This is a genomic window from Mycolicibacterium nivoides (genome assembly GCF_003855255.1).
Lineage (GTDB): Bacteria > Actinomycetota > Actinomycetes > Mycobacteriales > Mycobacteriaceae > Mycobacterium > Mycobacterium nivoides.
The window spans coordinates 3,056,368-3,081,504 of record NZ_CP034072.1 but is presented as its reverse complement, the minus strand read 5'-3'; the positions used below and the strand labels follow the sequence as shown (position 1 = coordinate 3,081,504).

Annotated in this window: 23 protein-coding genes and 1 tRNA gene; 11 read left to right on the top strand and 13 right to left on the bottom strand. The window is 64.7% G+C overall.

The features are described from left to right. Positions 1-17: 17 nt before the first annotated feature. Genes EH231_RS14745 through EH231_RS34590 form a run of 5 tightly spaced genes read right to left on the bottom strand, consistent with a single transcriptional unit; the run spans position 18 to position 4,914 of the window. Complete coding sequence (locus EH231_RS14745; RefSeq protein WP_090427594.1) at positions 18-878, bottom strand: potassium-transporting ATPase subunit C; 861 nt, start codon at positions 876-878, stop codon at positions 18-20. 1 nt (position 879) lies between these two features. Then, on the bottom strand, positions 880-3,027 hold the full coding sequence (gene kdpB, locus EH231_RS14740; RefSeq protein ID WP_124712634.1) for a potassium-transporting ATPase subunit KdpB: 2,148 nt from the start codon (positions 3,025-3,027) through the stop codon (positions 880-882). Next, positions 3,027-4,697, bottom strand: a complete 1,671-nt coding sequence (gene kdpA / locus EH231_RS14735; protein ID WP_090427599.1) for a potassium-transporting ATPase subunit KdpA — start codon at positions 4,695-4,697, stop codon at positions 3,027-3,029. The genes kdpB and kdpA (EH231_RS14735) overlap by 1 nt, the downstream gene beginning before the upstream one ends. Then, positions 4,697-4,786, bottom strand: a complete 90-nt coding sequence (locus EH231_RS14730) for a potassium-transporting ATPase subunit F (protein WP_019347277.1) — start codon at positions 4,784-4,786, stop codon at positions 4,697-4,699. Before EH231_RS14730 ends, kdpA (EH231_RS14735) begins: the two co-directional genes overlap by 1 nt. After that, the gene (locus tag EH231_RS34590; RefSeq protein WP_268952423.1) at positions 4,783-4,914 is read right to left on the bottom strand and encodes a hypothetical protein; all 132 of its coding nucleotides are present in this window, start codon (positions 4,912-4,914) and stop codon (positions 4,783-4,785) included. The genes EH231_RS14730 and EH231_RS34590 overlap by 4 nt, the downstream gene beginning before the upstream one ends. Before the next feature lie 230 nt (positions 4,915-5,144). On the opposite strand from EH231_RS34590, the gene kdpA (EH231_RS14720) reads away from it, so the two are divergent. The 7 genes from kdpA (EH231_RS14720) to EH231_RS14690 all read left to right on the top strand — a co-directional run bounded on the left by kdpA (EH231_RS14720) (position 5,145) and on the right by EH231_RS14690 (position 11,903). Then, a complete protein-coding gene (gene kdpA, locus EH231_RS14720; RefSeq protein WP_164481201.1) occupies positions 5,145-6,818 on the top strand; it encodes a potassium-transporting ATPase subunit KdpA in 1,674 nt (557 codons plus the stop codon). Between the two features lie 139 nt (positions 6,819-6,957). After that, on the top strand, positions 6,958-7,815 hold the full coding sequence (locus EH231_RS14715; RefSeq protein WP_164480895.1) for a type III PLP-dependent enzyme domain-containing protein: 858 nt from the start codon (positions 6,958-6,960) through the stop codon (positions 7,813-7,815). A gap of 95 nt (positions 7,816-7,910) precedes the next feature. Next, positions 7,911-8,540: a hypothetical protein gene (locus EH231_RS14710; protein WP_164480894.1), complete on the top strand. Its 630-nt coding sequence runs from the start codon at positions 7,911-7,913 to the stop codon at positions 8,538-8,540. Positions 8,541-8,659: 119 nt separating this feature from the next. Next, positions 8,660-9,376 (top strand): type III PLP-dependent enzyme domain-containing protein, encoded by a 717-nt coding sequence (locus EH231_RS14705; protein ID WP_164480893.1) that lies wholly within the window; start codon positions 8,660-8,662, stop codon positions 9,374-9,376. Between the two features lie 79 nt (positions 9,377-9,455). Further along, positions 9,456-10,700 carry an FAD-dependent oxidoreductase gene (locus EH231_RS14700; protein WP_241178181.1) on the top strand — a complete coding sequence of 415 codons (1,245 nt, stop codon included), beginning with the start codon at positions 9,456-9,458 and terminating at the stop codon, positions 10,698-10,700. A 10-nt stretch (positions 10,701-10,710) separates the two neighbouring features. Next, positions 10,711-11,283, top strand: a complete 573-nt coding sequence (locus EH231_RS14695) for a DUF4389 domain-containing protein (protein WP_124714277.1) — start codon at positions 10,711-10,713, stop codon at positions 11,281-11,283. Next, positions 11,280-11,903 (top strand): class I SAM-dependent methyltransferase, encoded by a 624-nt coding sequence (locus tag EH231_RS14690; RefSeq protein ID WP_090427608.1) that lies wholly within the window; start codon positions 11,280-11,282, stop codon positions 11,901-11,903. The genes EH231_RS14695 and EH231_RS14690 overlap by 4 nt, the downstream gene beginning before the upstream one ends. Here EH231_RS14690 and EH231_RS14685 read toward each other — a convergent pair. The 3 genes from EH231_RS14685 to EH231_RS14675 all read right to left on the bottom strand — a co-directional run bounded on the left by EH231_RS14685 (position 11,890) and on the right by EH231_RS14675 (position 15,612). Then, positions 11,890-14,286: an FtsX-like permease family protein gene (locus EH231_RS14685; protein ID WP_234940678.1), complete on the bottom strand. Its 2,397-nt coding sequence runs from the start codon at positions 14,284-14,286 to the stop codon at positions 11,890-11,892. The two genes, EH231_RS14690 and EH231_RS14685, sit on opposite strands and share 14 nt — an antisense overlap. An 89-nt stretch (positions 14,287-14,375) precedes the next feature. Next, positions 14,376-15,083, bottom strand: coding sequence for an ABC transporter ATP-binding protein (locus tag EH231_RS14680; protein ID WP_420891965.1), 708 nt, complete (start codon positions 15,081-15,083; stop codon positions 14,376-14,378). 187 nt (positions 15,084-15,270) lie between these two features. Beyond that, positions 15,271-15,612 carry a nitroreductase family deazaflavin-dependent oxidoreductase gene (locus EH231_RS14675; protein ID WP_164481200.1) on the bottom strand — a complete coding sequence of 114 codons (342 nt, stop codon included), beginning with the start codon at positions 15,610-15,612 and terminating at the stop codon, positions 15,271-15,273. A 211-nt stretch (positions 15,613-15,823) separates the two neighbouring features. Here EH231_RS14675 and EH231_RS14670 point away from each other — a divergent pair, with 211 nt between their 5' ends. Both EH231_RS14670 and EH231_RS14665 read left to right on the top strand, forming a co-directional pair. Continuing rightward, complete coding sequence (locus EH231_RS14670) at positions 15,824-16,846, top strand: zinc-dependent alcohol dehydrogenase family protein (protein WP_241177987.1); 1,023 nt, start codon at positions 15,824-15,826, stop codon at positions 16,844-16,846. 111 nt (positions 16,847-16,957) lie between these two features. Beyond that, a tRNA-Leu gene (locus EH231_RS14665) sits at positions 16,958-17,031 on the top strand. Positions 17,032-17,369: 338 nt separating this feature from the next. On the opposite strand, the gene EH231_RS14660 is transcribed toward EH231_RS14665, so the two are convergent. From EH231_RS14660 to EH231_RS14640, 5 genes are all read right to left on the bottom strand, one after another. Beyond that, positions 17,370-18,113 carry a hypothetical protein gene (locus tag EH231_RS14660; RefSeq protein ID WP_124712629.1) on the bottom strand — a complete coding sequence of 248 codons (744 nt, stop codon included), beginning with the start codon at positions 18,111-18,113 and terminating at the stop codon, positions 17,370-17,372. Beyond that, the gene (locus tag EH231_RS14655) at positions 18,110-19,084 is read right to left on the bottom strand and encodes a hypothetical protein (protein ID WP_124712628.1); all 975 of its coding nucleotides are present in this window, start codon (positions 19,082-19,084) and stop codon (positions 18,110-18,112) included. Before EH231_RS14655 ends, EH231_RS14660 begins: the two co-directional genes overlap by 4 nt. 617 nt (positions 19,085-19,701) lie before the next feature. Further along, positions 19,702-21,357 carry a hypothetical protein gene (locus tag EH231_RS14650; protein ID WP_124712627.1) on the bottom strand — a complete coding sequence of 552 codons (1,656 nt, stop codon included), beginning with the start codon at positions 21,355-21,357 and terminating at the stop codon, positions 19,702-19,704. Then, entirely contained in the window at positions 21,326-22,501 is a 1,176-nt protein-coding gene (locus EH231_RS14645; protein ID WP_124712626.1) for a hypothetical protein, read from the bottom strand. The genes EH231_RS14650 and EH231_RS14645 overlap by 32 nt, the downstream gene beginning before the upstream one ends. 476 nt (positions 22,502-22,977) lie before the next feature. Then, entirely contained in the window at positions 22,978-23,841 is an 864-nt protein-coding gene (locus EH231_RS14640; protein WP_124712625.1) for a CDP-diacylglycerol diphosphatase, read from the bottom strand. 149 nt (positions 23,842-23,990) lie between these two features. Between EH231_RS14640 and EH231_RS14635 the strand changes: the two genes are divergently transcribed. Together EH231_RS14635 and EH231_RS14630 are read left to right on the top strand one after the other, a co-directional pair. After that, positions 23,991-24,623: a cutinase family protein gene (locus EH231_RS14635; RefSeq protein WP_090427634.1), complete on the top strand. Its 633-nt coding sequence runs from the start codon at positions 23,991-23,993 to the stop codon at positions 24,621-24,623. Between the two features lie 41 nt (positions 24,624-24,664). Continuing rightward, on the top strand, positions 24,665-25,123 hold the full coding sequence (locus EH231_RS14630) for a lipoprotein LpqH (protein ID WP_124712624.1): 459 nt from the start codon (positions 24,665-24,667) through the stop codon (positions 25,121-25,123). Positions 25,124-25,137 lie beyond the last annotated feature (14 nt).

Sequence of the window (25,137 nt, the reverse complement as noted above, 5' to 3'; positions counted from 1 at the left end):
GACCATCATCCTCGTGCCTACAGCGAGTCGAGGGCGATGTTGAGTTCCAACACGTTGACCCGCGGTTCGCCGAAGAAGCCCAGGGTGCGTCCGTCGGTGTGCTGGGCCACCATGGAGCGCACCAGTTCGGGGTTGAGACCGCGGGCCTTGGCCACCCGGTTGACCTGCAGATCCGCGTAGGCCAACGAGATGTGCGGGTCCAGTCCGCTGCCGCTGGCGGTCACCGCGTCGGCGGGCACCGCAGGGTCTGCGGGAGCGCTGCCGCGGATCGGCACGATCAGGCCGGTGCTGTAGTCCTCGCCCGCCTTTGCACATTCGACCCGCACGCCTTCATAGGTGTTGATGAACGGCGTCTTCGTGGTGTCGCACGGCTGGTTGACGCTGACCACCTTGGTCGGGTGGATGACGTTTCCGCGGGCATCCCGTGGCCCGATCACCGACAGCACCGCACCGACACCGTCTCCGGTGCAGAACGGGCGGGCGCCGTCGACGCCGTCGAGCTCTCCGACCGCGGCGCTGCGTGAGCACACCAGGGTGAGCAGACTCGGCTTGTCCGGAGTGTCGACAACGCTTTCCGGCCCGAGGTTGCTCGCGCTGGTGGCCATGGGGTCGTAGCCGTCACCGGCGGCCGACGGGCGGCTCTGGAAGTAGCGCGGCAGGGGATTGCCGTCGGCATCGGTGAAGGACTGACCGATCAGGCTGCTGCCCACCGGCTTTCCGTTCACCTCGATCAGCGATCCGTCGGCCTTGTCGCGCAGACCGGGGATCTGGGCCACCAGCCAGATGAAGACCGGATACCCGATGCCCAGGATCACGGTGAGCACCAGCAGGGCCCGCAGGGCGGCTGCATGTTGGCGGAGCAGGTTGGAGAATTTCATGTCACATTCCCGGGAAGAGTTGGACGACGAGGTCGATCAGCTTGATGCCGATGAAGGGCGCGACGATGCCGCCGAGGCCGTAGACGTACAGATTGCGGCTCAACAGTTTGGACGCGCTGCTCGGGGTGTATCGGACACCCTTGAGCGCCAACGGGATCAGCGCCACGATGATGATCGCGTTGAAGATCACCGCGGACAGGATCGCCGATTGCGGGCTGTGCAGCCGCATGATGTTCAGCAGGTCCAGGCCGGGGAACAGGGCCACGAACAACGCCGGGATGATCGCGAAGTACTTCGCGATGTCGTTGGCGATGGAGAACGTGGTCAACGCCCCGCGGGTGATCAGCAGCTGCTTGCCGATCTCGACGATCTCGATGAGCTTGGTCGGGTCGGAGTCGAGATCGACCATGTTGCCGGCCTCTTTGGCCGCCGAGGTCCCGCTGTTCATCGCGACACCGACGTCGGCCTGGGCCAGGGCGGGCGCGTCGTTGGTGCCGTCACCGGTCATCGCGACGAGCTTGCCGCCGGCCTGCTCCTTCTTGATCAGCGCCATCTTGTCCTCGGGCGTGGCCTCGGCGAGGAAGTCGTCCACCCCGGCCTCGTCGGCGATGGCCTTGGCGGTCAACGGATTGTCGCCGGTGATCATCACGGTGCGGATGCCCATCCGGCGCATCTCGTCGAAGCGTTCCCGCATGCCCTGCTTGACGACGTCCTTGAGATGGATGACACCGAGCACTTCGGCAATTCCGTCGAAGACATGCCCGACCACCAGCGGTGTGCCGCCGGCCGCGGAGATCCCGTCCACGATGTCGCCGAGTTCGGTTGGTACCAGGCCGCCTTCGGATCGCACCCACTCGGCCACCGCGCCCGCCGCGCCCTTGCGCAGCCGGTGGTCGCCGGAGAGGTCGACGCCGGACATCCGGGTGTTGGCACTGAACTCCACCCAGTGCGCCTTGTCGAGTTCGCCGGGGGTGCGGCCCCGCAGACCGTACTGCTGTTTGGCGAACACCACGATGGACCGACCCTCGGGGGTCTCGTCGGCCAGGCTGGACAGCTGTGCGGCATCGGCGAGTTGATCTTCGGTGATGCCCGACAGCGGTACGAACGCGGCGGCCTGACGGTTGCCGAGCGTGATGGTCCCGGTCTTGTCGAGCAGCAGGGTGTTGACGTCCCCGGCTGCCTCGACGGCGCGGCCGGACATGGCCAGCACGTTGCGCTGCACCAGCCGGTCCATGCCGGCGATGCCGATCGCCGAGAGCAGGGCGCCGATGGTGGTGGGGATCAGGCACACCAGCAGCGACACCATGACGATGCCCGAGATGCCGTTTCCGTTGAGCGCCAGGGTGTCTGCGACACCCGGGTTGTTGGCCTTGGAGAAGATGGCCAGCGGCTGCAGGGTCGCGACGGCGAAGACGAAGATGATCGTCAACGAGGACAGCAGGATGTTGAGTGCGATCTCGTTGGGGGTCTTCTGCCGGTTGGCGCCCTCGACCAGGTTGATCATCCGGTCGATGAAGCTCTCACCGGGCTTCTGGGTGATCTGCACGACGATGCGGTCGCTGAGCACGGTGGTGCCGCCGGTGACCGCGCTCCGATCGCCACCGGACTCCCGGATGACGGGTGCTGATTCACCGGTGATCGCCGACTCGTCCACCGAGGCAATGCCTTCCACGACATCACCGTCTCCGGGGATGACCTGGCCGGCCTCGACCACGACAACGTCACCCTGCTGCAGCAGCGGTGCGGCGACCTCTTCTTCCTGTCCCGGGACGCCCGGGGCCCAGCCGGTCAGGCGGCGGGCCATGGTGGACGTCTTGGTCTTGCGCAGCGACTCGGCCTGGGCCTTGCCGCGTCCCTCGGCGACGGCTTCGGCCAGGTTGGCGAAGACCACCGTCAGCCAGAGCCAGATGACGATCAGCCCGGAGAACCAGGACGGGTTGAGCACGGCCAGGATGGTGCTCCAGACCGCGCCGATCTCGACGATGAACATGACGGGGTTGCGCCACAGCGTGCGCGGGTCGAGCTTGCGCAGCGCATCGGGCGTCGATTTCCACAGCATCTTCGGGTCCAGCAGGCCGCCCTTGATTCGGTTGGAACTACCGGGTTTCGGCTGTGCGGACGACGGTGAATCGAGAGTAGGTACTGACATCAGTGAATTCCTTCAGCAAGGGGCCCGAGCGCAAGCATGGGCAAGAAGGTGAGGGCGACCAGGATCAGCGTGACGCCGGCGACCATGCCGACGAACTGGGGCCGATGGGTGGGGAGTGTGCCGATGGACTCGGGCGTCTTGCCCTGTTTGGCCAGTGATCCGGCCAGTGCCAGCACGAAGATGATCGGCAGGAACCGGCCGAACACCATCGCAAGTCCGAGGGCGGTGTTGTACCACTCGGTGTTGACGCTGATGCCGGCGAAGGCGGAACCGTTGTTGTTGGCGGCTGACGTGAAGGCGTACAGCACTTCCGACAGGCCGTGCGGCCCGGTGTTGAGCATGCCCGCCCGTTGACCCGGCATGGCCATCGCCACCGCGGTGCCGGTCAGCACCAGCAACGGAGTGATCAGGAAATACGTTGCGGCGAGCTTGATCTCACGGGGGGTGATCTTCTTGCCGAGGTATTCCGGCGTGCGGCCGACCATCAGGCCCGCGACGAACACCGTGATGATCGCCAGCACCAGCATGCCGTACAGGCCGGAGCCGACGCCGCCGGGAGCCACCTCACCGAGCTGCATGTTGAACATCGTGATCATGCCGCCGAGGCTGGTGTACGAATCGTGGAACGAGTCCACCGCGCCGGTCGATGTCAGCGTCGTCGCATCCGCGAACACCGCCGAGTTGGCGATACCGAACCGCTGTTCGACGCCTTCCATCGCGGCGCCGGCGGCGGTGGGGACGGTGCCATGGGCTTGCAGCTGGAACAGCATCATCAGGCTGACGCTGACGGTGGCGATCACGGCCATCGCCGCGGCGATCGCGTAGCCCTGCTTCACGCTGCCGACCATGCGGCCGAATGTCCGTGGCAGCGAGAACGGGATCATCAGGATCAGGAAGATCTCCACCCAGTTGGTCCAGGTGGTGGGGTTCTCGAACGGGTGCGCGGAGTTGGCGTTGTAGAAGCCACCGCCGTTGGTGCCGAGCAGCTTGATGACCTCCTGGCTGGCGACCGGACCGCCCGGGATGGTCTGTGTCCCGCCGACGAGCGTGTTGACGACCTCGCTGTGCAGCGCGAAGTTCTGGATCGCGCCGCCGCCGAGCAGGATCAGCGCGCCGACGATCGAAATGGGCAGCAGGATACGGAGATTGCCGCGCACCAGGTCGACCCAGAAGTTGCCGAGATCGCCGGTGTTGCGCCGGACCAGGCCACGTACGAAGGCCATCGCCACGGCCATGCCGACCGCGGCCGAGACGAAGTTCTGCACCGCCAGGCCGGCCATCTGGACCAGGTGGCCCTGGGTGCTCTCACCCGAATAGGCCTGCCAGTTCGTGTTGGTCACGAAGCTGATGGCGGTGTTCCAGGCCAGCGCCGGTGTCATCGGGGTTCCCGGATCGTTCAGGTGCAGCGGCAATTTGCCCTGCACCAGCTGCAAGACGAACAGGAACAGGACGCTGATCGCGGAGAAGGCCAGCACGCTGCGGGCATAGGCACCCCAGGTCTGCTCGGCCTTCGGATCGGCGCCGATCAGCCGGTAGATGAGCCGTTCGACACGTGAGTGCTTCTCGGTCGTGTAGACGCGGTACATGTAGTCGCCGAGCGGCACGTGCACAGCCGCCACCGCGACGATGAGGACGACGAGGAAAACGATCCCCGCGGTTGTAGTAGTCACTAGAACCTCTCCGGAAACAGCAGCGCCGCGAAGAGAAACAGCGCGATGAGGATCGCCAGGCCCAGGCCGACGACGTTTTCGTAGCTCACAGTCCCTCGACCAACTTCTGCACCAGGCCCAGCAGCGCAAAGATCGCCACTGTCAGCACGATGAACACCACTACGGACATGGGTTCTCCAACACCTTTTCGGGCCGCCGGATCTCGGCGACTGATCAAGCGTCCGTCTGCTGCGGGTGGCCGGCGACGATCTTTATGTCTTCTTTACGCTCGGCTGCCGGACCTTTACGGGTTCTTTCCCGGGGCCCCTGGAGGCCCTCGTCAGCGGCGTAAAGATGGTGTCAACAGCGCCTGGTTGTGGCGTAGGAAATGCGTAATCGCCGTCGAATTCTCGCCGCGCTGATTCCTACCGTGTGCCGAGAGTGTCGGCGCGTGAAGGAGCTGGAGCCATCGACAATCCATCGCTGTGGGGAACGGCGGCCTTGGGCCAGCTGGTCGCGATCGCTGTCCTCGTTCTATTTCTGCATGTCCCGCTGGGTAACTACCTGGCGGCCGTCTACACCGCACGCACCGATTGGCGGGTGGAGCGGGTGATCTACCGTCTGGTCGGGGTGCAGTCGGATAGCCAGCAACGTTGGACGGGCTACCTGAGCGCGATCCTGGCATTCTCAGCGGTCAGTGTTCTGGCCCTGTACGGGCTGTTGCTTTTGCAGGTGTATTTGCCCGAACCGTGGGGCCATAAAGGCATGACGCCGGCATTAGCGTTCAATACCGCAATATCGTTTACGACCAATACCAGTTGGCAGAACTACCCGGGCGAGGCGACTCTCGGTCACGTCGGGCTGGTGGCCGGCCTCGGGGTGCAGGCCTTCGCGAGCCTTGCGGTCGGCATGTGCGTTGCGGTGGTATTGATCCGCGGGCTGGCACGTTATCAGAACCAGGAGATCGGCAACTTCTGGGTGGATCTGGTGCGCACCGTGGTCCGGATCCTGCTGCCGCTGTCGGTGATCGTCACGTTGATCCTGCTGGCCCTCGGTGTAGTCAACAACATCCATGGTGCCCAGGGCGTTTCGACGATCGCCGGCGGCAGCCAGACGTTGCTCGGTGGTCCGGTGGCCACGTGGGAGTCGATCAAGTTGATGTCGGGCGACGGTGGCGGCGCCTTCAACGTCAACAGTGCGCATCCCTTCGAGAACCCGACACCGTTGACCAACGTCGTGGAAATCGTTGCGATGCTGTTGATCCCGGTGGTCTTCCTGCGGACCTTCGGCGTGATGGTCGGGGACCGCAGGCAGGGGTGGGCGCTCGTCGCCGTCGTCGCATCGCTGTACATCCTGGCGACGGTGGCCCTCGTCGCGGCGACGTCGGTGCCGCACGGCACCGTCGTCCACGCCGTCGGTGCACCGGTGGAAGGCACCGAAATGCGATTCGGTGTGCCCGGGAGCGCGGTGTTCGGTCAGGCGGCCACCGCGTCCGGTGACGGTGCGGCGAACTCGTCGTACGACAGTTTCGCCAGCCTCGGCGGCGCGGTGCTGATGCTGAACATGATGTTCGGCGAGGTGGCCCCCGGCGGTGCCGGCAGTGGCCTGTACGGCCTGGTGATGATGGTGCTGCTGGCGGTGTTCCTGGGCGGGCTGATGGTTGGGACGACGCCCGAGTACCTCAAACAGCGGCTGCAGGCCCGGCACATGAAGCTGGTCAGCCTCTACCTCCTGGCGCTGCCGATCGCGGTCCTGGTCGGCACGGCGATCGCCATGGCGCTGCCCGGACAGCGCGCGGCGATGCTCAACTCCGGGCCGCATGGGCTCTCCGAGGCGCTGTACGCGTTCACCAGTTCAGCGGCCAACAACGGCAGTGGCTTCGCCGGGTTCAGCGGGAACACCACCTGGTTCAACGTCGCGTTGGCGATCGCGATGGTGATCGGCCGCTTCCTGCCGATCATCGCGGTCCTGGCCCTCGCCGGTACTTTCGCCGCCCAGCGGCCCGGTGTCGTCACCGCCGGCACGCTGAAGACCCACACGCCGACCTTCGTCGTGCTGACACTGGCCTCGACCCTGCTCCTCATCGGCCTGGAGTACCTGCCCGTTCTGGTGGTCGGCCCGATCGCGGACGCGCTTCAGTGATCAAGGCCGCGTCAAGGTTGGGCCGCACGGTGTCAAGAGACCGCTAAGGCCCTCGTGGCCGGTGCTCCTGCTGCGGGATCGTCAAAGGATGGCCACTGGCAGCGGGCCAGGGCCGCGTTTGAGGAAGAACAAGTTCCCGGTGACTCTCTCGGATTTCCTGATGCACGTGTTGTCCGCACAGACACCGCGCGCCCGCGCGGCCGCGATTGCAACTGAGGCCGTCCGAAGTCCAGTGGGCGAGCCATGGGGCGAGGATCTGATGCGTTACCAGGACTACCGCAGGACATTCCGGGCGGCTGAGGTGCCCCTGCCCGCCGCGGTGCTCGGCAACCGCGCGTTGGCGAAGTGGGCCAGGGATCAGCAGGTCAGCGTCGATGTTCGCTCAGGAGCCGACATCGCGGGCGTGGTTGCGGCGAGCATTCCGCTCTCTCACGTCACGGTCTTCGCCGATGGGCTGCGTGAATCAGAGTTGCGTGCGGCGGCCGAACTCGGGTTCGGCCATATCGTGACCGGAACGGTTCAGCAGATTGAGATCCTGAGATCGGTTGTCGTGCAACAGCAGGACGTCGCCATCCGAATGTCCGACGCGAGCGTGACCATGCGCGCGTTGACCGGGTCCGCTCCGCGCGGCTTCAGATTCGACAGCACCGAGGCGGATGTCGCGATGGCAGCAGTGATCGGGCATGACCGGCTGAATCTGGTTGGGCTGCACTGCGACATCGGCACCGGTGATGACGACTTCATCAGCTATCCGGCCGCTATCGGTCAGATGATCGCCGAAATGACCCAGGTCCGGCACGACCACGGTGTTCTGCTCACTCGCCTCGGGCTGGGCTGCGGGCGAATCGTCCCACCCGCGACGTGGACGGCCGAATGGCGACGGATCGCCGCTGAGATCGATGAGTCGCTCGACGATGCCTGCGGGACGCTGAGATTCCCGAGACCGTTGGTGGTTCTGTCCGCCCCCGTCGCGGTCGGTGGACGGAACGCCGCGTGACCACCAGTTACGTCGAGCGCCCCAGGGGGTTGCTGGACGAGGCGGTTGTACTGAGGCGCTGCGCGGTGTGGCGCAGCGCTTTCAGAGGATTCTCGGTGAGCTACCCCGCTGAGTTGCTCGACGTGGAACCGGCCGCGGCCTGGATGCGCCGCCACCGTGTCACCGTCGATGTCGTGACCGCCGCGGAGCTCAACCTGGCACTGGCATCAGGTATCCGGTCGGCGCAACTCGTGATGCACCCGCGCAACGCCGCCGCGCTCGCGAGCGCCGGTATGGGGCAGGTCTCGCGGCTTGTCGTGGACTCCGGTGAGCAGGCCGCAGCCCTCGCCCGCGGCGCGCGCCGGCTTGAGCATGTGTTTGTGTGTGCGGACGCTGGAATGCCCGCTGTGGTGGCCGAGGTGCTGAGGCACCGTGCGCTCGACCCCGTCGGTCTGCACTGTGCGGCGGACCCGGCGCATGATCCGATCGGGCTCGGGGCGCTGCGGTCGGCGCTCGCTGACATGGCCATGATCCGGCGTAGCCATTCGGTGCTGCTGAGCCGAATCAGCCTGGCGGGCATGGACGGTGGCCTGTTCGGTCTGCATCCGTGGGCACTGCGCCGAGTCGCCGGCGCGCTCGGTGACGTCCTTGAGGAGCAATGCGCGCGCTACCGCTTCCCCCGGCCGGCGCTGACCGTCGCCCCGTCTGTACACGCATTGTTGCCACGAGATGTCAACGCAGCGTGAATGTTTCATCCGGTCGCATCAAGACACCGCAAATATCCTGGTCCACCCGTCGTGACAGCGGAAGGCTCGAAGCAGGCGCATGCGGCATCCGGCCGCGGCGCGGTGAAGAAGAGGTTCTGGTGACACTGACGACTGGGTTGTGGTCCACATCGACGGCGATGCTGCCGCGATCGCCCGAGCACGAGGCGATGCACCGGTGCGCCACGTGGTGCCGGTCGCTTGATCCCGTCGAGCTGGCCCTGCCCGCCAGGGCGCTTCGAGACAACAACGTGGCCAAATGGGCCCGCGATCACGGGTTGACCGTCGAGGTGCGCAGCAGCGGGGACCTGGCGACCGCGATCGGGACGGGCATCCATCCGATGCGATTGGTGGTGCATGCCGATGGGTTCAGCGCTGACGAACTGGTGTTCTGTAGCGCCAATCTCGGGGTGGGGCGGGTGGTGGCCAACAGTGTCGAGCAGGTTCACCTGCTGGTTTCCTGTGCCGTGCGGCACCGGCGGCAGCGGGTCGTCCTCGGTGCGAGCGCTGTCGACGCGGTGGCCGCGGTCCTGAACGGTCCTCGGCTCGATCTCGTCGGCCTGTATCGCGAAATCGATTCGGGTAAGGACTGTTTCACCGGATTTCCGGAGATGGTCGGTGACCTGATCGCGGAGATGGCTGATGTTCGACGCCGGCACGCCGTGGTGCTCACTCGGGTGTGGATCGGCGGCGGCGGGTTCGACTTCAGCACAGGTCCTGAGGATCTGTCCGAACTCGGGCAGGCCATTGAGATGACACTCGACGATGCGTGCGCGACGCTGAGTTTCCCGCGCCCGGTGGTGGTCGTCTCGGCTTAGCGGGGCGACCCCGGTAGGCCGGTACCGCACAAACCTGTACAGCGGCCCCGGACCCGACATAAATTGAGCCGTGGGCTCAATACGGCCCCAGAGCCGGCACTACGTCCAGCCAGCGCCGAAACGGTCGCTGCGGATCCTGGTTGTCGGCGCCGGGGTGGGTGGCATCTCTATCGCCCGGGGATTGCTGCGGGACGGCCATGACGTCACGGTGTTCGAGCAGCGCCCCGATGTGCGGGCCGGCGGCGGCGCCGTCACCATCTGGTCGAACGGCGAAACTGTGCTGCGGCAACTCGGCGTCGCTATGGACGGCGCCGGCCAGGAGCTGTCGACGGTGCGGGTGGTGACGTCGACGGGACGCCCGATGACCACTCTCGACGTGACGGCGATCGTGAGCCGGATGGGTGCTCCGGTCCGGATGGTCCCGCGCCGGATTCTGCTCGAACGACTGCTGGAAGGTTTTCCGGCTGAACGGATTCGGTGCAACACGCAAGTGGTCGGCGTCGAGGACGGTGGTCGTGGGATTCGCCTCGATTTCGCCGACGGCCGTTGTGCGGAGGGTGATCTGGTGATCGGCGCGGACGGCCTGCACTCCACGGTCCGCGAGATCGTCGGCGCACAGCATGCAGAGCCGACGGGCTGGTGTAGCTGGCAAGGACTGGCCAGGCTTCCGGACGGGGCCGATCGCCACGTCGCTTTCGTCATCGTCGGCGAGCACGGGAACCTCGGCCTGTGGCCGGCCGGAGGCACCGAGGTGCAGTGGTGGTTCGATCTGCCGTGGTCGCCGGACTTTGTCAGGCCAGAGCGCCCGATCGACGTGATCCGCGCCAATTTCACCGGCTGGTCCGAGCTGGTCGACCAAGTACTCGCCACATTGACCGACGCTGACCTCGCGCGTTCGCCCTACCCGCATTTCCGTCATCCCATTCCGGGGCCGGGCCACGGCGCGCTCACGTTGTTGGGCGATGCGGCGCACACGATGCCGCCGACGCTGGCGCAGGGAACCAACCAGGCACTGCTCGACACCATGGTGCTGTGCAAGGCGATCTCGGATTTCCGCCACAGCCCCGACGGCGACCTGTCCGGAGCGCTCCGCTGGTACGAGAAGACCCGCCGACGCCGCGTCGCGGCGGTATCCCGGGTGGCCTCGCTGCAGGTGTCGCACGGTGAGGCGGTGCTGCGGCCCGCCGCGATGGTCCCGGACCGGCTGATGACCTGGGTGCTGGCGACGTTCCTGCGGGTGGTGAGCCACCGCCGGATGGCCGCGGGTATCAGTCGGGACCTCGCCGGGGCGACGACGTCCGGCAGTGACGAACATGCCCGCTGAGCCCGTACGGGTGCGGGGCGCGATCGACGCGCCGTCGAACCGCCTGTGGCTCGTCAAATGGTGCGTGCTGGCCGTGCCGCACTACCCGATCCTCATCGGCCTCTACCTGGTGTACCCGCTGGTGGTGCTCGCCGCGGGTATCGCGATCCTGTTCACCGGCCGGTATCCGCGGCCTCTGTTCGATTTCAACGTCGGGGTGCTGCGCTGGTCGTGGCGGGTGATGAATTACCGGTTCCCGATGAACACCACCGACCAGTACCCGCCGTTCACCCTCAAACCCCAGGCCGACTATCCGGGCGACCTCCAGGTCGACTATCCCGAACAACTTTCGAGATGGCCGGTGCTGGTGAAGTCGTGGCTGCTGGCGCTGCCGCAGATCATCATGTGCTGGGCGATGGAGGCCCCCCTGCAAGTACTTTGCGTCATCTCCGCGGTGCGGCTGCTGGTCCGGGGGACGGTCTCGCAGAGCATGTTCGACTTCCTGATGGGAATGGTGCGGTGGCGCTACCGGGTCGCCGCGTACGTCTCGCTGATGACCGACGAGTATCCACCGTTCCGAATGGATCTGGGGGGCTCGGATTGAGGCACCGTAACCCGTTGTTCCCGTACGTGTATCGGCTCGGTATGCCGATATTCGACAGGCTGTTCTACCGGCGATACCGCCGGTCGGCGATGAGTCATGCGACCGGCCGGTTGCTGATGATCGGGGTCGGGCCGGGAACCGATCTGTTGTTCCTACCCGACGCGGTGACGTCCGTCGCGGCGGTGGAGCCCGATCCCGCGATGCGGCGGATGGCCAGTGCGCTGGCCCGTCGCAACGGTGTCGACGTCGATGTCGTCGCCGGGGCGGGCGAATCGATTCCGTTCCCGGACAGCAGTTTCGACTCGGTTCATGTTGGTCTGGTGTTGTGCTCGGTTGATGATGTGCCCGCCACGCTCGCCGAGATCCGGCGCGTGCTGACCCCCGATGGGCGGTTGGTCGTGCTCGAGCATGTGCGCGGTGAGGGCTTGATGGGGCGGTTCCAGGATCTGATCGCCAGGCCGTGGGCGTGGTTGTCATCGGGCTGTGAGCCGAACCGCCGTACCGTCGACGCCATCGCCGCGGCCGGGTTCGACACCAGCGGGCTGCGCAGTACCCGGCGGACGCTGGTGCCGCCTCCGTGTACGCCACATCTGCAGGGAGTCGCGACTATTCGACGCTGACGGCCTCGATGATGTTGAGTCGCGCCGCGCGTCGTGCCGGCGGCAGCGAGCCCAGCAGGCTGATCGCCAGTGCGCCGAGAGTGAAGACCAGCGCCATCGCACTCGGCCGGAACGTGACGTTGAAATTCATGATGTCTCCGCTGACGAGGCTGAACAGCCACTGATCGACCAGCCCGACGATCAGCCCCAGGACACCGCCGACGATGCCGATGGCCGCGGCCTCGGCCAGCACCATGGCCAGTGTGTAGCGGCGGCTGGATCCCATCGCGCGCAGCACCCCGATCTCGCGCCGCCGTTCCAGCACCGACAGCGTCAGTGTGTTCAGCAGCGCCACGGCGGCGACGAACACCACGATGATCCACACGGCGTTGGCGATCAGCATGCTCTGGTGCAGGGGCGCTTCGAGACCGGCCAGCGCGGTGCGGCCGTCATAAGTATGGTTCGGCGCGGGCACCACATGGCGGATGTTGGCCAGCAGGCGGTTGGGGTCGGTGCCCCTGGCCGCGGTGACCTGGAGGGTGGTCGCGCCGGGCCGGTCGAACCAGGCGCGCATCTGATCGAGGCCCATCCCGACGGTGCCGATCACCGTGGAGAAGTACGGCACCAGGGCCAACACGGTTGTCCGCTGCGGGCCGTGCGGCGTCTGCAACTCCAGTTGGTCGCCCGCCTGGACATCCAGGGTCTTGCCCAGGTTCTGCGAGAGCACGACGCCGTGGCCGGCGAGCACGTCGTTGCGGACCCGGTCGTCGAGGGCGCGGAAGAGGGCGTCGTGGCTGCCGGGGGCGAACCCGTCGAGCATGACGCGGGTGCCGCCGACGACGGCGAAGCCCAGGGAACCTTCGGTGACGTGCCCGACCCCGGGCACCTCGGTGACCTTGTCGGTAAGGCCTTGCGGCAGAAGGTCGGTGGGGTACTGGTCGGGTGAATTGGCGCTCACCCAGACGTCGACGTCGGCGACCGGTGCGAAGACGTCGCGCGCCGACCGGATCATGTCGTTGTTGGTCCCGGTGATCACCACGGTCGTGACGACGGCGATCAGCACGGTCATCACGGTGGCCCACACGCGCCGTGGGGCGCGTTCCACCGTCGCCGCCGCCAGGGCACCGGCCGAGCCGAACAGGCGCGCCACCGCGGCGGTGGCCTTGACGATGGGCCCGGCCAGCGCGAAACCGAGCGCGATCTGCGCGGTGAACAGGGCGGCGATCGCGACGAACGCCATGGAGCCCGGCAGGTAGAACACCACCAGGATCGACGCCGCGAGCACGGCCACCGCGGCGATTCCGGTAGCGATGCGCAGCCAGCGCGGCACGTTGTCCGCGGCCGACACTCCGACCGGGGCCAGCGCCTCGATCGGTGAGACCTTGTACACCTGGCGGGCGGCCATCGCCGACGCCGCCACGCTCGTCAGTGCGGTGGCCGCGACGGCGACCGGGATCGCGTAGCTGGGCAACCAGTATTCGATGCGGGCCTCGAGACCCTGCGTCACCGTCGGTGGCAGCCGGCCGATCGCCATGCGGCCCAGTGCTATTCCCAGCAGCGACCCGATGGTGCCGCCGATCAGCCCGAGGATCGCGGCCTCGGCGAGCATGTCGCGGACAATGGTCGCGCGCCGGCCGCCGATCGCACGCAGCATCGAGATGACCGGGCGGCGTTGGGCGATCGCCATGGTCATCGTCGTGTAGATCAGGAACGCGCCGACCACCAACGCGACCGCCGCGCCCATGAGCGCCATGTAGTTCATCAACTTGACCCCGTCACCGGCCCGGGCGGCCCGCAAGCTCGGCGCGGCGACGATGGCCCTGCCGTTCACGGCCGCGGTGACCTGCTCGCGCACCGTGTTGAGATCGGCGTCCGGGGTGGTGGTGATCAGGATCGAGTCGAGCTGGCCGAGGCGTCCGGTCACGCTCTGCGCCAACGGAAGTGGGGCCAGCACGTAGTGACCGCCGTTGAGGTCGGCGAGTTGCTTGCCCTCCAGGACCTCGGCGACGGTCACCGATCCCGAGCCGAGCTGGAACGTCTCGCCTTTCGCGTGGCCGACGGCGGGTCCGACGCGGACGCCCTCCTGTGCCGTCGGGGATTGGACCTCCACTCCGACGGCATCTTTCAGCGCGCCTTCCAAGGCGCGGCTGCGGTCGTCGGCGCCGAACAGCAGGACCGTTTCGGTGGCGGTGGGCGTGGTCATCCGGATCATCGGTGCGGCGGTCGCGACGCCGGGAACGTTGGCGACGTCGGCCAGGACGGCGTCGGGGAATCCCGCGTCGGTGACTCCCGATACTTCGAGCGCGGCGATGCCGGCGACACCGTCGGCGAGCCGGTTGACCGATCCGGTGATCGACCCGAAGATGCCGAGGATCGTGACGAGATACATTGCCGACACGGCCATTACGGCGATCGAGGCAAGGGTGCGCCGCCGGTGCACGGTGAGTTCGCGCAGGCTGAACACTCGGAGCCGACTCGCCGCGGCCGCGAGTTTCACCCCGGCACCACCGACATCTCGTCGGAGCCGAGCCGCCCGTCCTGCAGGGTGATCACCCGGTCGGTGGCCGCCGCCGCGTCGGCATTGTGGGTCACCATCACCACCAGCCGGCCCAGACCCTCCTCGTGGGCGACCTCGGCCAGCAGGGTCAAGATCGCCGCACCCGTCGTCGAATCGAGGTTGCCGGTCGGTTCGTCGGCCAGGATCAGCGGCGGGTCCATCATCATGGCCCGGGCCACCGCGACGCGTTGCATCTGGCCGCCGGAGAGTTCGGACGGGCGGTGCTCGGTCCTGTTGCCGAGGCCGACGCGGTCCAGCAGTTCCACGGCCTGCGGTTTGACCTTGCCGAGCCGGACCCCGTCGAGTAGCTTCGGGACGGCCACGTTCTCCCAGGCAGACAGGGTCGGCAACAGGTTGAAGAACTGGAAGACGAAGCCGACCCGGTGGTGACGGAACGCCGACTGCTGCTCGTCGCCCAGGGCGCCGATTTCCTCGCCGTCGAAGGTGATCGAGCCGGAATCGGGGGAGTCCAGTGCGCCGAGCAGGTGCAGCAGTGTGCTCTTACCTGCGCCGGAGGGGCCGACGATCGACACGAACTGGCCGCCGTTGAGTCGGAGGCTGATCTCGTCGAGGGCGCGCACGATCTGACCGCCGACCTTGTACTCGCGCACCACGTCGCGCAGTTCGATGGCCAGTTCGGGCATCGCAGCCTCCCGGGAGTCGGGATATGCGCAGCCTACGCCGGGTGCTGTTGCCTATCTGGGCGAACGTGCGGGCTGCTGCCCCGACTCGGCGCGTTTTGCGCACGCTCGGTGGCATCGAGCAGTCAGAGCGGGCTTCCACCATGGCCACGGCGCCGCTTTCGACACCAGGGCCGTGCTGCCCCGATTTTCACGACCCAGGCGTAGAAACCGGTGTCAGGGTGGCGACCAACCGCGCCTTCTGGTCAGTGGCCGGGATGATGCGGGGATTGCTCAGTTGGTAGTGCCTGCCGCGATGCACTAGTTGGGCCGATCGGGCGGCCCGGACATTGCGCACCCAATCGGAGTGCTCGCCGTAGTTCAGCACTACCGAGACGGACTTGCTGTCGACGAACGCCATGACCGGGGTCCGGTACGGCTTGCCCGACTTCCGGCCGGTGTGCTCGATGACCGCCATGTAGGGCAACCATGGTGCCCAGAGCCGCTGCAGCGGATTGGTGACGTACTTGTTGATGTGGGCGATCACCCGCATCGCCCGTGGTCCGAGCGCTGCCGCGATCCATTCGGCAACTACGGCAATCGAATTGGCGATACTGCTTGGCATGTGCGGCCCCCGTCGCTGTCCCACCCCTGGGACACATTCAACCAAATCTGCGCAACCCCCTCAGCGCGGGTCGTAGTTCCGCCGGTCGGCCCGGCATCCCCGGGGAATATGCGTCTGTCCGGCCTGGTTGCAGCACCGCATGGCTGAAATCATGCGCCGCTGGGAGATGGATGGAATCGGCCGAGACGCGCTCTGGTTGCGTGAGGTGGCCATCCCGCAACCGGGCCCCGGCGACGTCCTGATCAAGGTGGCCGCGGTTGCGTTGAACCATCGCGACAAGATGGTGATCGAAACCGGGCGCGGCCTGCCACTGGAATTCCCCTTCACGCCGGGGTCCGATCTCGCCGGGACCGTCGTCGCGGTCGGAGATTCGGTGACCCGATTCGCCGTCGACGATCAGGTGATCTCGGTGTTCACCCCGGACTGGATCGACGGTGCCCGGGCGGGTGACGCGCGGACGCCCTCGTATTGGACGCTCGGCGGTTTCTACCCCGGGGTGCTCGCCGAATGCGTAGTGCTTCCCCAGGATTGGGTGGTCCGGGCTCCCAGGACCCTGTCGCCGGCAGAAGCCAGCACGCTGCCGGTGGCCGGGCTCACGGCGTGGTTCGCGCTGGTCGAACGCGGGCACGTGCGGGCCGGTGAGGTCGTGCTGGTCGAAGGTACCGGTGGCGTCGCGCTGTTCGGACTTCAGATCGCGAAGATGCACGGCGCCGAGGTCATCGTGTCGGGCAGTGCGGACAAACTGGACCGCGTCACCCAACTGGGCGCAGACCACGTCGTGGATCGGCGGAGCGCGGACTGGGCCGAAACCATCCTCGCCATCACGGGCGACCGCGGTGTGGACCATGTGCTGGAGCTCGTCGGGGGCGCTCATCTCGGCAAGGCCGCGCAAGTCGCCGCGGTCGGTGGCCACATCCATCTCATCGGCGCGCTCGACGGGTTCGAGGTCTCGACGCCGGTCATGCCAATCCTGATGAAAGACATCACGATTCACGGCATCGGCACGGGGCATCGCCGTGCACTGAGCGACCTGGTCAGCGCCATCGACAGCACGGGGACGAAACCCGTGGTCGGTGCGCGCCATAGGTTCGATGATCTGCCGGCGGCGCTGGACAATCTCGATCGCGGCCCGTTCGGCAAGGTCGTTGTCGAGGTCGGTTGATCTGCAGCTCGGTTCTCGGGCGTTCGGTCTGCGCCGGTTCGCCCCCGGATGATGTGCTCGGGAGGGCGGTCCGATGACGGCGAATCGACCTGAAATATGCTCTCGTGCGACGCCCCCATAGCCCAATTGGCAGAGGCAGCGGACTTAAAATCCGCACAGTGTCGGTTCGAGTCCGACTGGGGGCACTGTAAAAGCACTGGTAGAGACTATTTCGGTGGTTTGAGGTCAGCCGCCAGCGCCGGTGTCGGTGTCGGTGTCACCGATTGTTACAACCCGCCCGAAACTGTCGGCAGCTGCCTTGAGCGCGTCGCCTTGGCTGTGTCTACACGTGGTTGGGTTCGGGTACCGATTTCCGCACGGTGTCGCAGTGGCTGGGCACCCCGATCACACCGTGACGCTCATGGTGTATTCAGACCTGATTGAGGGCGAGGCAGCCGAATCGGAAAACCCCGCGCCAGAACCGAAATCGATCACGAACGTGGTACCGCTGGCCAACCCACTGGCTAGGGATTGGGGCGGCAGGCTACTGCCATTCACTGCCGTTCCACAGCGTCATCGGCCCGGCGTCCCGCCGAGCGAATTCAAATGGCGTGCCGTTATCGCCAACGGTAATTGTTTTGCGCTTGTTGTTGACCAGCAGATGTAGATCGGCAGTCCATTCGTAACCACGTTCACTTTCACTGCTCCACTTCGCGGCCGACACGTTCAAGTAGATTTTCGCTGTATCTCCGCTACCAAGCTTGAACGAGAAATTGGTCGAATCATCGTTGAGAGGAACGTATTCAGCGCGTGCCCCATGCGCCGCCAGTTCTACGTTGAGCCGCTTTCGATGGATATCCGCACCGCCAACGGGTGCCATGACAACGATGCCGTCAGGAATCGGTATCTGGCGGCAATTGATCGTTACAGCGTCCACGACCACATCGAGCTTTTCCCACGCGGTAAGGGTCACCTCTACGGAGTCGGTTATGGCAGGAAACCCGTCGTGCTCAAGTGCCCATTGCCGAATCGCGAATGCGTCTTGGGTATCACCAGGATTCAAGCTGACGGTTGAGCCGGGAACGAACATCGGGCATCCGACCGTATTTCGAGGGGCATTCGCGAAAATGATGGCCGGATCGTGCTCGACGTGAATTTGTAGGTCGGGTTGTCTTCTCGCCGTGCGTAGAAACCGACGCCCGTAGGGAGTTGCCACGCCGAGCACGTAACCGACGACCGGTCCGATCGCACCCTTTAGCCACGGTTCTACCGTGGCTAGGATGCTCATGAGCCCGCCAGGGTTGGAATTGCGCTAGGCCAACCCGCATCGTTGGCCCGCTGAAATGCGCTCAGTAATCCGGAAAGGTCGGTTAGCGCGGCATTGGCTAGCTTGCCGTAATCGGAGACGTGTTTATCGCTGAACATTACCGACATGAGTACAAGCCAGGTTCCAAATTTGTCAGCGTCATTTGTATTCGGTTCGCCGGAGTCATTAATGTTTCGAAGAAATTCACCCATGCTGGTCTTTTCGGCACCGCCGGCGTCGTATTCGTGTACGCGTAGAAACTCATTCATAGGATTTTCTCGGCCAGTGATCCGGTTGCGTATATCTGTGTCGATTTCATCGATGAGCCAGGGCAATCCCACTTTGCTGCGCTGATTCTTTACGTACCCATCTAGCTCAGTCCATGTCGCAAGCACCCTGCTCCATCCCAGCTCGATCTCCGAGGTGGTGCCGATACTTCGGGTAACCTTGTAGTAATTTCTTTCGAATGCATTACGCGTTGTTACGTATTCGGCACCGAATTCTGGGAAGTGCTCATTTTTTGGATGTGTAGCCGTTTGGTATTTGGTTAGATTTGCTTCCAAGAGTTCGGAGACGGCCCGTTTGCTTTTATCCAGTTCGGGTACCGTTTCCGCCAGGGCGTCACGGCGGTTTTGATTACAGAACTCCGATATAGCCTCGCGAAATCTCGCCCACGTCGTATGTGAGAGAGCTTCGACCCTGGCGAGTTCGATCCGGTGTTCGCGGTCTGCTGTAAACGCAGCCAGTCCGGTGAGTGCAACTGGAACGCCAATTAGGAATCCGACCAGTGATGCTGCGACGTTTTGTGTGAATGAGAGATTTGCCCACCACGCGGGCCGCATGACGTCGATACGCACGCCAACCGCCAGCGCAACGCAACCCAGAACGAACGACAGCCCGAGAAGCCACTGCACCGCTGTGCTGAAGGTTCGATAGGTCTTCCAGATTCCCACGGCGTGGACAGTACTGGCACGCTCGGAAATTTCGGCTGATTTACCTAGCGAAACGCCCAGCTAACCTACTCTCACGGCGTTTGCCGTCTCACCCCAGCGCTTGCGCGGTTTGGTAGCCAATGCATCGAACGTGCCAGACCTGCGGCGTTCGCTGTGCGGGCCGATTTCGCCCCAGCACTACCCCAGCACCAGCACCAGGGGACCGACAGAACGCAGCTCGCTACCGCCAACAAACACCATCAGTCATCCGAAATCGGTCGGTACACAGCATGGTTCGTAGATCACGCGATGTTGCTACCTGCGCCGATAGGGGTTTGCTGAAATCGGGGCAAAGCGTACAGGGTCAACTTCAAATCCGCCAAGTTTCGGTTCGAGTCCGACTGGGGGCACCAAGTCAGTGCATGTTTTTAGCTGTCCCCGGCTGACGAATGTAAGAAGGTTGTAATCTTCGGTGCCGTGAGCGAACCGTCACCAGTCACGCTGCCTTCCTGGACGCGGGGAAACGGTGAGCTGACGCCCGTGGTCTCCGATGCACTGGGCGTTAGCCGCGCCACCCTTTAACGTCCGTTGTCCGAGAGTTGAAAATCGGATGACGTGTGGTTCGCAGTTTCACCGATCTAGGGGACCTGGACGGTGACCCGGGAAGCGTGTCGTTGCCCTTCCTTATCGGACCACTCGACGGCACAGATCGCCGACCGCGGGGAGCCGAACACTTGGAGGAGCGGAAATTCGACCGATTCGTGGGGGGCGAGGAGATCGATGCTGTGGTGTTTTCCGGCAAGCACGTCGAACTCCAGTACTTGCTGACCGTTAGCGTCCTCATAGTGAAATGTCACGTCTGTCACGGGGCTGTCAGTTTGGTTTTCAAGTACTAACTGCCACCGTCGCGTCTGAGTTTGACTGCCGTTCTGACGAAGCGGAGGTGAACCCACCCCCTCGACCCGTGGCAGCACGCCGATTTGATCGGTATCGGAGGAGCTTTCGCGCTTGGCCGGCTCAGGGGCGGAGGTAGTCGTGGTTGCCGCGGATGGGGGGCCTTGCGCGGCTGGCTCCTCGCTCCGAGGGACATCAGGTGATGTGGGGTCAGTCTTCGATGACGGTGGCTTTGAAGGGGAAGGGGCTAGAGATGACGTCAAAGCTTTATCCACCGGTTCGGGGATGCTGAACTGCCCCCGTAAAAATGCCGCGACCAACCGCATCATTCGTTCGGTTGACGGCGTTAGGTTCAATCGTGGATAGAGTGCGGGCGCTAGTTGTCGTTGGTGGACTAGGCGTTCGAACAGAATCAAATCCAGTTGTCTGGGTAGGCGTGCCGTGATCGATGCCTCAGCTGCAAGTCTCATGATCAGTTCGAGCAGGGGTTCTGCGTAGCTGGGTGGCGAAGGAAGGAACGCGCCGATTGCGCTCGCCAGCATGTCTGCTGGAGCATCTACGGAAGCGAGTAACTTGCCGACGTACTCGTCTACGCGGTCAGACAATGCGCGCATCGAGTGGAAGGGGATGTCGCCCGACGACAGCTGTGCCGTTGCGGTGTCCGCAAAGGACTTTGGGTCCATCGTGACGGCTTTGCGTGCCACTAGTGCGATGTTCACCGTTGCGATTGAAATCGCCTCAGCAAAGAACCAACGCGCAACACGGTTCGCTACTCGATCAGTTTCCGGCGGCCATGCTTTGCTCAGTTGACGTATCAACCCGAGGGTGCGTTTCAGCGCATCAAACGGTTCCAGAAACCATACTTCGGAGACTAGGAACCAGTAGCCTCGTTCCAAGATTGCATCGGACTTGACAAAGGAGGCAACCTCGGCGCGCAGCAGGGCAACGGTTTCGCCCTGAGAGCCCATGTCCGCAACTTCGCTGATGCGCAAGCGCATTTCGCGCTTCTGCAGATCATCTAGGTGCTGGATGGTGGTCCCGAGGCGGTTGCAGACGTCGCGGACCACGTTCGAGACCCGGAGCGCGGTTGTGACTTCGCTGGCTTCAGCGCCGACAACCTCGCGCAGTCCGCGAATCCATAGCGCTCGATCAAGGGGTCTCGGAGTGCTCTTCGAGGTTCCGGTCTTAACTTCACCGATGTACTTGTGGGCGACTAGTGAATCGTCGAAGGCGATGCAGAGGACATCTAGATCCGTCACCAGCGAGACGTCGGCTCCGAACCGATGCTGTAGATCGACGCCCCGGCGTACGTAGCAGCCGTCCCAGAACCAAGCTTGCGCTACCCGGACCTCAGCTTGAGTTCCAGCGTCAATTCCAGGGGTCTTCGCGGCGGGCGGCACGCTGCATTTCCTTCCGAAGTTCGTTGATCGAGGACACCATTATCTCGTGGGAGGCCCAAGAAACATCGACCCGACGTGCATCCTCAGGACTTACGAACTCAGCGGGTCGTTGCGAGAGTGTGAGATCAGCAGTACCAGTCGGGTCCGTAATCTTGCGAATCCAGTCGAGCCCTGCCTCGGCGATCTCAGGCTTCACCAGTCGCAGGAAGGCCCGGTTACCAACAGGTTCCACAGCGACGACGCCAGCGGCCTCCAGCAGGTGATAGTCGGTCCCGATGTTCGTCGCCGGCCCCACCCGACCACGGTTGATGAGCGAACTAACCAACACACTCGGACTCGCGATGTTCCCTAGACCGGGTCGGGACTTCTCATGGCCGAAGAGGATGTGCGCTACGAAGAGCTTGCGCATGTGGAACGCCTCAGTGGTGGTGCATGTGTTGTCCTCGGTTTCTAGGAGAGGGGAGAACGCATAGCTTGAGCTTGCACCCGTCGACGTCCGCACAGACGCCACTTGGATCAAGCCTGCACTTTGTGCGCTCCTGACGATTGCGCTCGAGGCGGCCAATTTTGATATGTGCAGGCCAGGAGTGGACAGCACTTGTTCGCTCATGCCGAGCAGCGCGTCGCGTTCATTCGGCGGGAGGTTATGTAGGAACTTAGCGAGCGAGAGTTGTTTAGTGCCCCAGACGTACGGGCTGTACACCACTGTCTCGTTGAGCTCTTGTGACGGTGCATCCAGGTTGAGCCCTACCGCTCGGGAAAGCTGCAGCGCCCCTGCGGCTTCCTCATCGGAGAAACCACGCGCAACAATCTGCTCGAGGTGCTGGCTTTCGGCGAGTGGTGCTATGGCACCAACTTCCACTGAGTGCAGGAACGCAAGATCTGAGCGTCGAGGTGACAACGCATTCAACACGGCAACTGTTTGCTCAACAACGGTAGCTGAGATGCCGACGTACTCATCGAGATGCGTGATTTGCCCGTCCGCGAGCTGGTAGTCAATGAGGTCCGCCCGTTTGAGAGCCGGTAGAACGGTGTTCATCAGCTCAAGATTTCCCAATCCCGCATATGCGGCATATCGACGAACGAGCTCGTCAGAGAGGGTCACGAAATCCTGGTGACCTTTCAGCCTGGCAGCGAAATCCATGGCCTTACCCGTAAGCAGCAGTACCTCGACCTCTGCCCGGATTAGCGGGTTTGTGATTCGGTGGTCGTGCTGGTGCACAAACACCACTGCGCGCCCGAGCCGCTTCGTGTCATCTCGCTGCGGCGCTACCAAAGCGTCTTTCCCATCACCCGAGCCTGACCCCCGCAATCTAGTTGATCAACTAAGTGATCTTGTCACGGGCGTGCGTCGAAACCTGTTGGATTTCTTCACCGGATTCGAGATGTCTGCTCAGCCGACCCCCATATTCCCGCGTGAGGCATGTCTGTAAGCGGGATGTATGCACGCGGCTCCGAGTCGGGTCAGTTCAGTGGCTCGATAAGCATGTGTTCAGTGTGGACAAACGCCACCAATCTCGGACTTAAAATCCGCACAGTGTCGGTTCGAGTCCGACTGGGGCACCGATCCAACATCAACGGCCACCCGTGCTCGGGTGACCGTTGGGCTTGGGGGCAGCGTCAGCCCTTGTCGAGCAGCCGCTCGATGTTGTTGACGCCGAACGGAGTCATGCCGGACTTCTCGTCGCTGGCGAGCACGATGAACCCGGGTCCCTGGTGGTTCTTGGTGATCAGCAGGGTCTCGTTGTTCATGCCCACGTCGGCGCCCGCCTTCTTCAGCGGCGCGACGATCTGGGTGTTCAGCGCGGCAAAGTAGTTCTGGTCCATGTTGTCGGTGTTCCAGGCCCGGTAGCCGCGGGGGCTCGTCTCGATCGGGCCCTTCTCGGTGTGGCCACGCACCCCGATCACCGAGGTCTTCCAGGCCTTCTCATCCTTGGTGACCTTGTGGTTCTTGACGGCCTGGTCGATGTCGGCGCGGGCGGTGGGGTCGAGCAGGGTCACGTGGATGTGCAGCTGATCCTGGCCGCGGTTGTCGGCGGAGTTGATGCCCAGTGCCCAGTCCGGAGCCTGGCCCTGGTTGCCTGGCGGCAGGATGCTGGCCTGCTCGAAGGCGTCCTTGAAGTAGTGGGGAGCGCCGGCTTCCGTCAGGTTGTCGCACTCGATGCCGGTCTCGCGGGCCGTCGGGATCACCAGCAGGTCGGTGAGCTGGGCCGGCTTGTGTCCCTGCCGGACCGCGTAGCCGCGGGATTTGTCCCCGCCGGGGAACACGACGTCGATGGCGCCGTCCTTGTGTGCTGGCGTGGCGTATTTGACGTCCTTCCAGAGGTCGACGTTGTCGTGCACGTTTCCGCACGGACCGAAATCGGCGGCCTGAGCGCTGGCGGTCGGCGCGCCGGCGATTCCGATTGCCGGTACGGCCACCGCTGCGGCGATGAGTGCGGCGCGGCGGAAGTAGCCGATGCGGTTGGTGGTGTTGGTGGTCATGTGGTGTTCCCCTCGATCGGTGTTGGTGTGTTGAAAACACCATCCCGGCTGGGAGCCGCCACGTCTGTCCGCTGGTCAGGCCATGAATCGTCGGAATCGCGTGTCCACCGATCGGGGGAACGGCGCCTGCGGTCCTACGATCGATCGGTATGACCAGCAAGCCTGCTTTGATCCTGGCCTTGGCGGCATTCGCCGCAGCTGTCCCTATGGCTACAGCCGCGCCGGCCGCGGCGGCGCCGTGCCCCGATGTTCAGGTGGTGTTCGCCCGCGGCACCAATGAACCGCCTGGCCTGGGCAGCGTCGGCGGTCCGTTCGTCGACGACCTGCGGGCCCGGGTGGCACCGCGCACCGTCGACGGAACTGCGGTGGACTACCCGGCCAACAACGACTTCCACAACAGCACCCCGGCCGGCACCGACGCGGCGCGGTCGCTGATCGAGTCCATCGCGGCCAGTTGCCCGAACACGAAGATGGTGCTGGGCGGCTACTCGCAGGGCGCGGCCGTCATCGAGCAGGCCACCACCGCAGCGTCTCCCCAGACCGCCGATCACGTGGCGGCCACCGCGCTGTTCGGTACGCCGCGCACCAGCTTCTCGGGCCTCCTGGCTTCCGGGATGCCGCTGCCGACGCTGGCGCCGCAGTACGCCGCCAACTCGATCGACCAGTGCAACGAAGCTGACCCGATCTGTTGGGAAGGTGGCTGGGACATGGGTGCGCACGTGTCGTATGTGCAGTCCGGAAAGGTCGCGCAGGCAGCCGATTTCGCCGCCGGCCGACTCTAGTTCCGGTCGCTCCGGCGCAATCACCGGTTCATACTGCACACATGCGTGCCGTCGTCGGTGTCGCGGCGCCGGTAGCTGCGATAACACTCGTGGCCGGGTGCGCGTCGGGTGGCGGGACGTCCGACGTCTCGATCGTGTTGGACGGTGACGTGCACACCCTGGCCGCGCATGTCACCTGCACCAGGTTTCCCGACGGCAATCTGCTGATCTATGCCTCGCCGTCGGCGACCAATCACCGACGCAGCGTCCGGGTGATGCTGGCGACGACACACCGCCTGGTCGTCACGGCGGCGGGCTTTCATCTCCCCGAAGGCAGTGGCTTCACCCAGGACTCGCAGGAAATGACGGCCATCAAGGTCGACGACGTCTACACGATCAGTGGACGGATGCCTGCCGAGGAGGGGCCGGGATGGCGCCAGGTCAAGATCGAGATAGCCTGCCCCGGGTACCAACGGCCAAAGGGCCCGCCCGACACAGTGCCCGCGATCGGGAGCCCCTGACCGGGCCGCAAGGT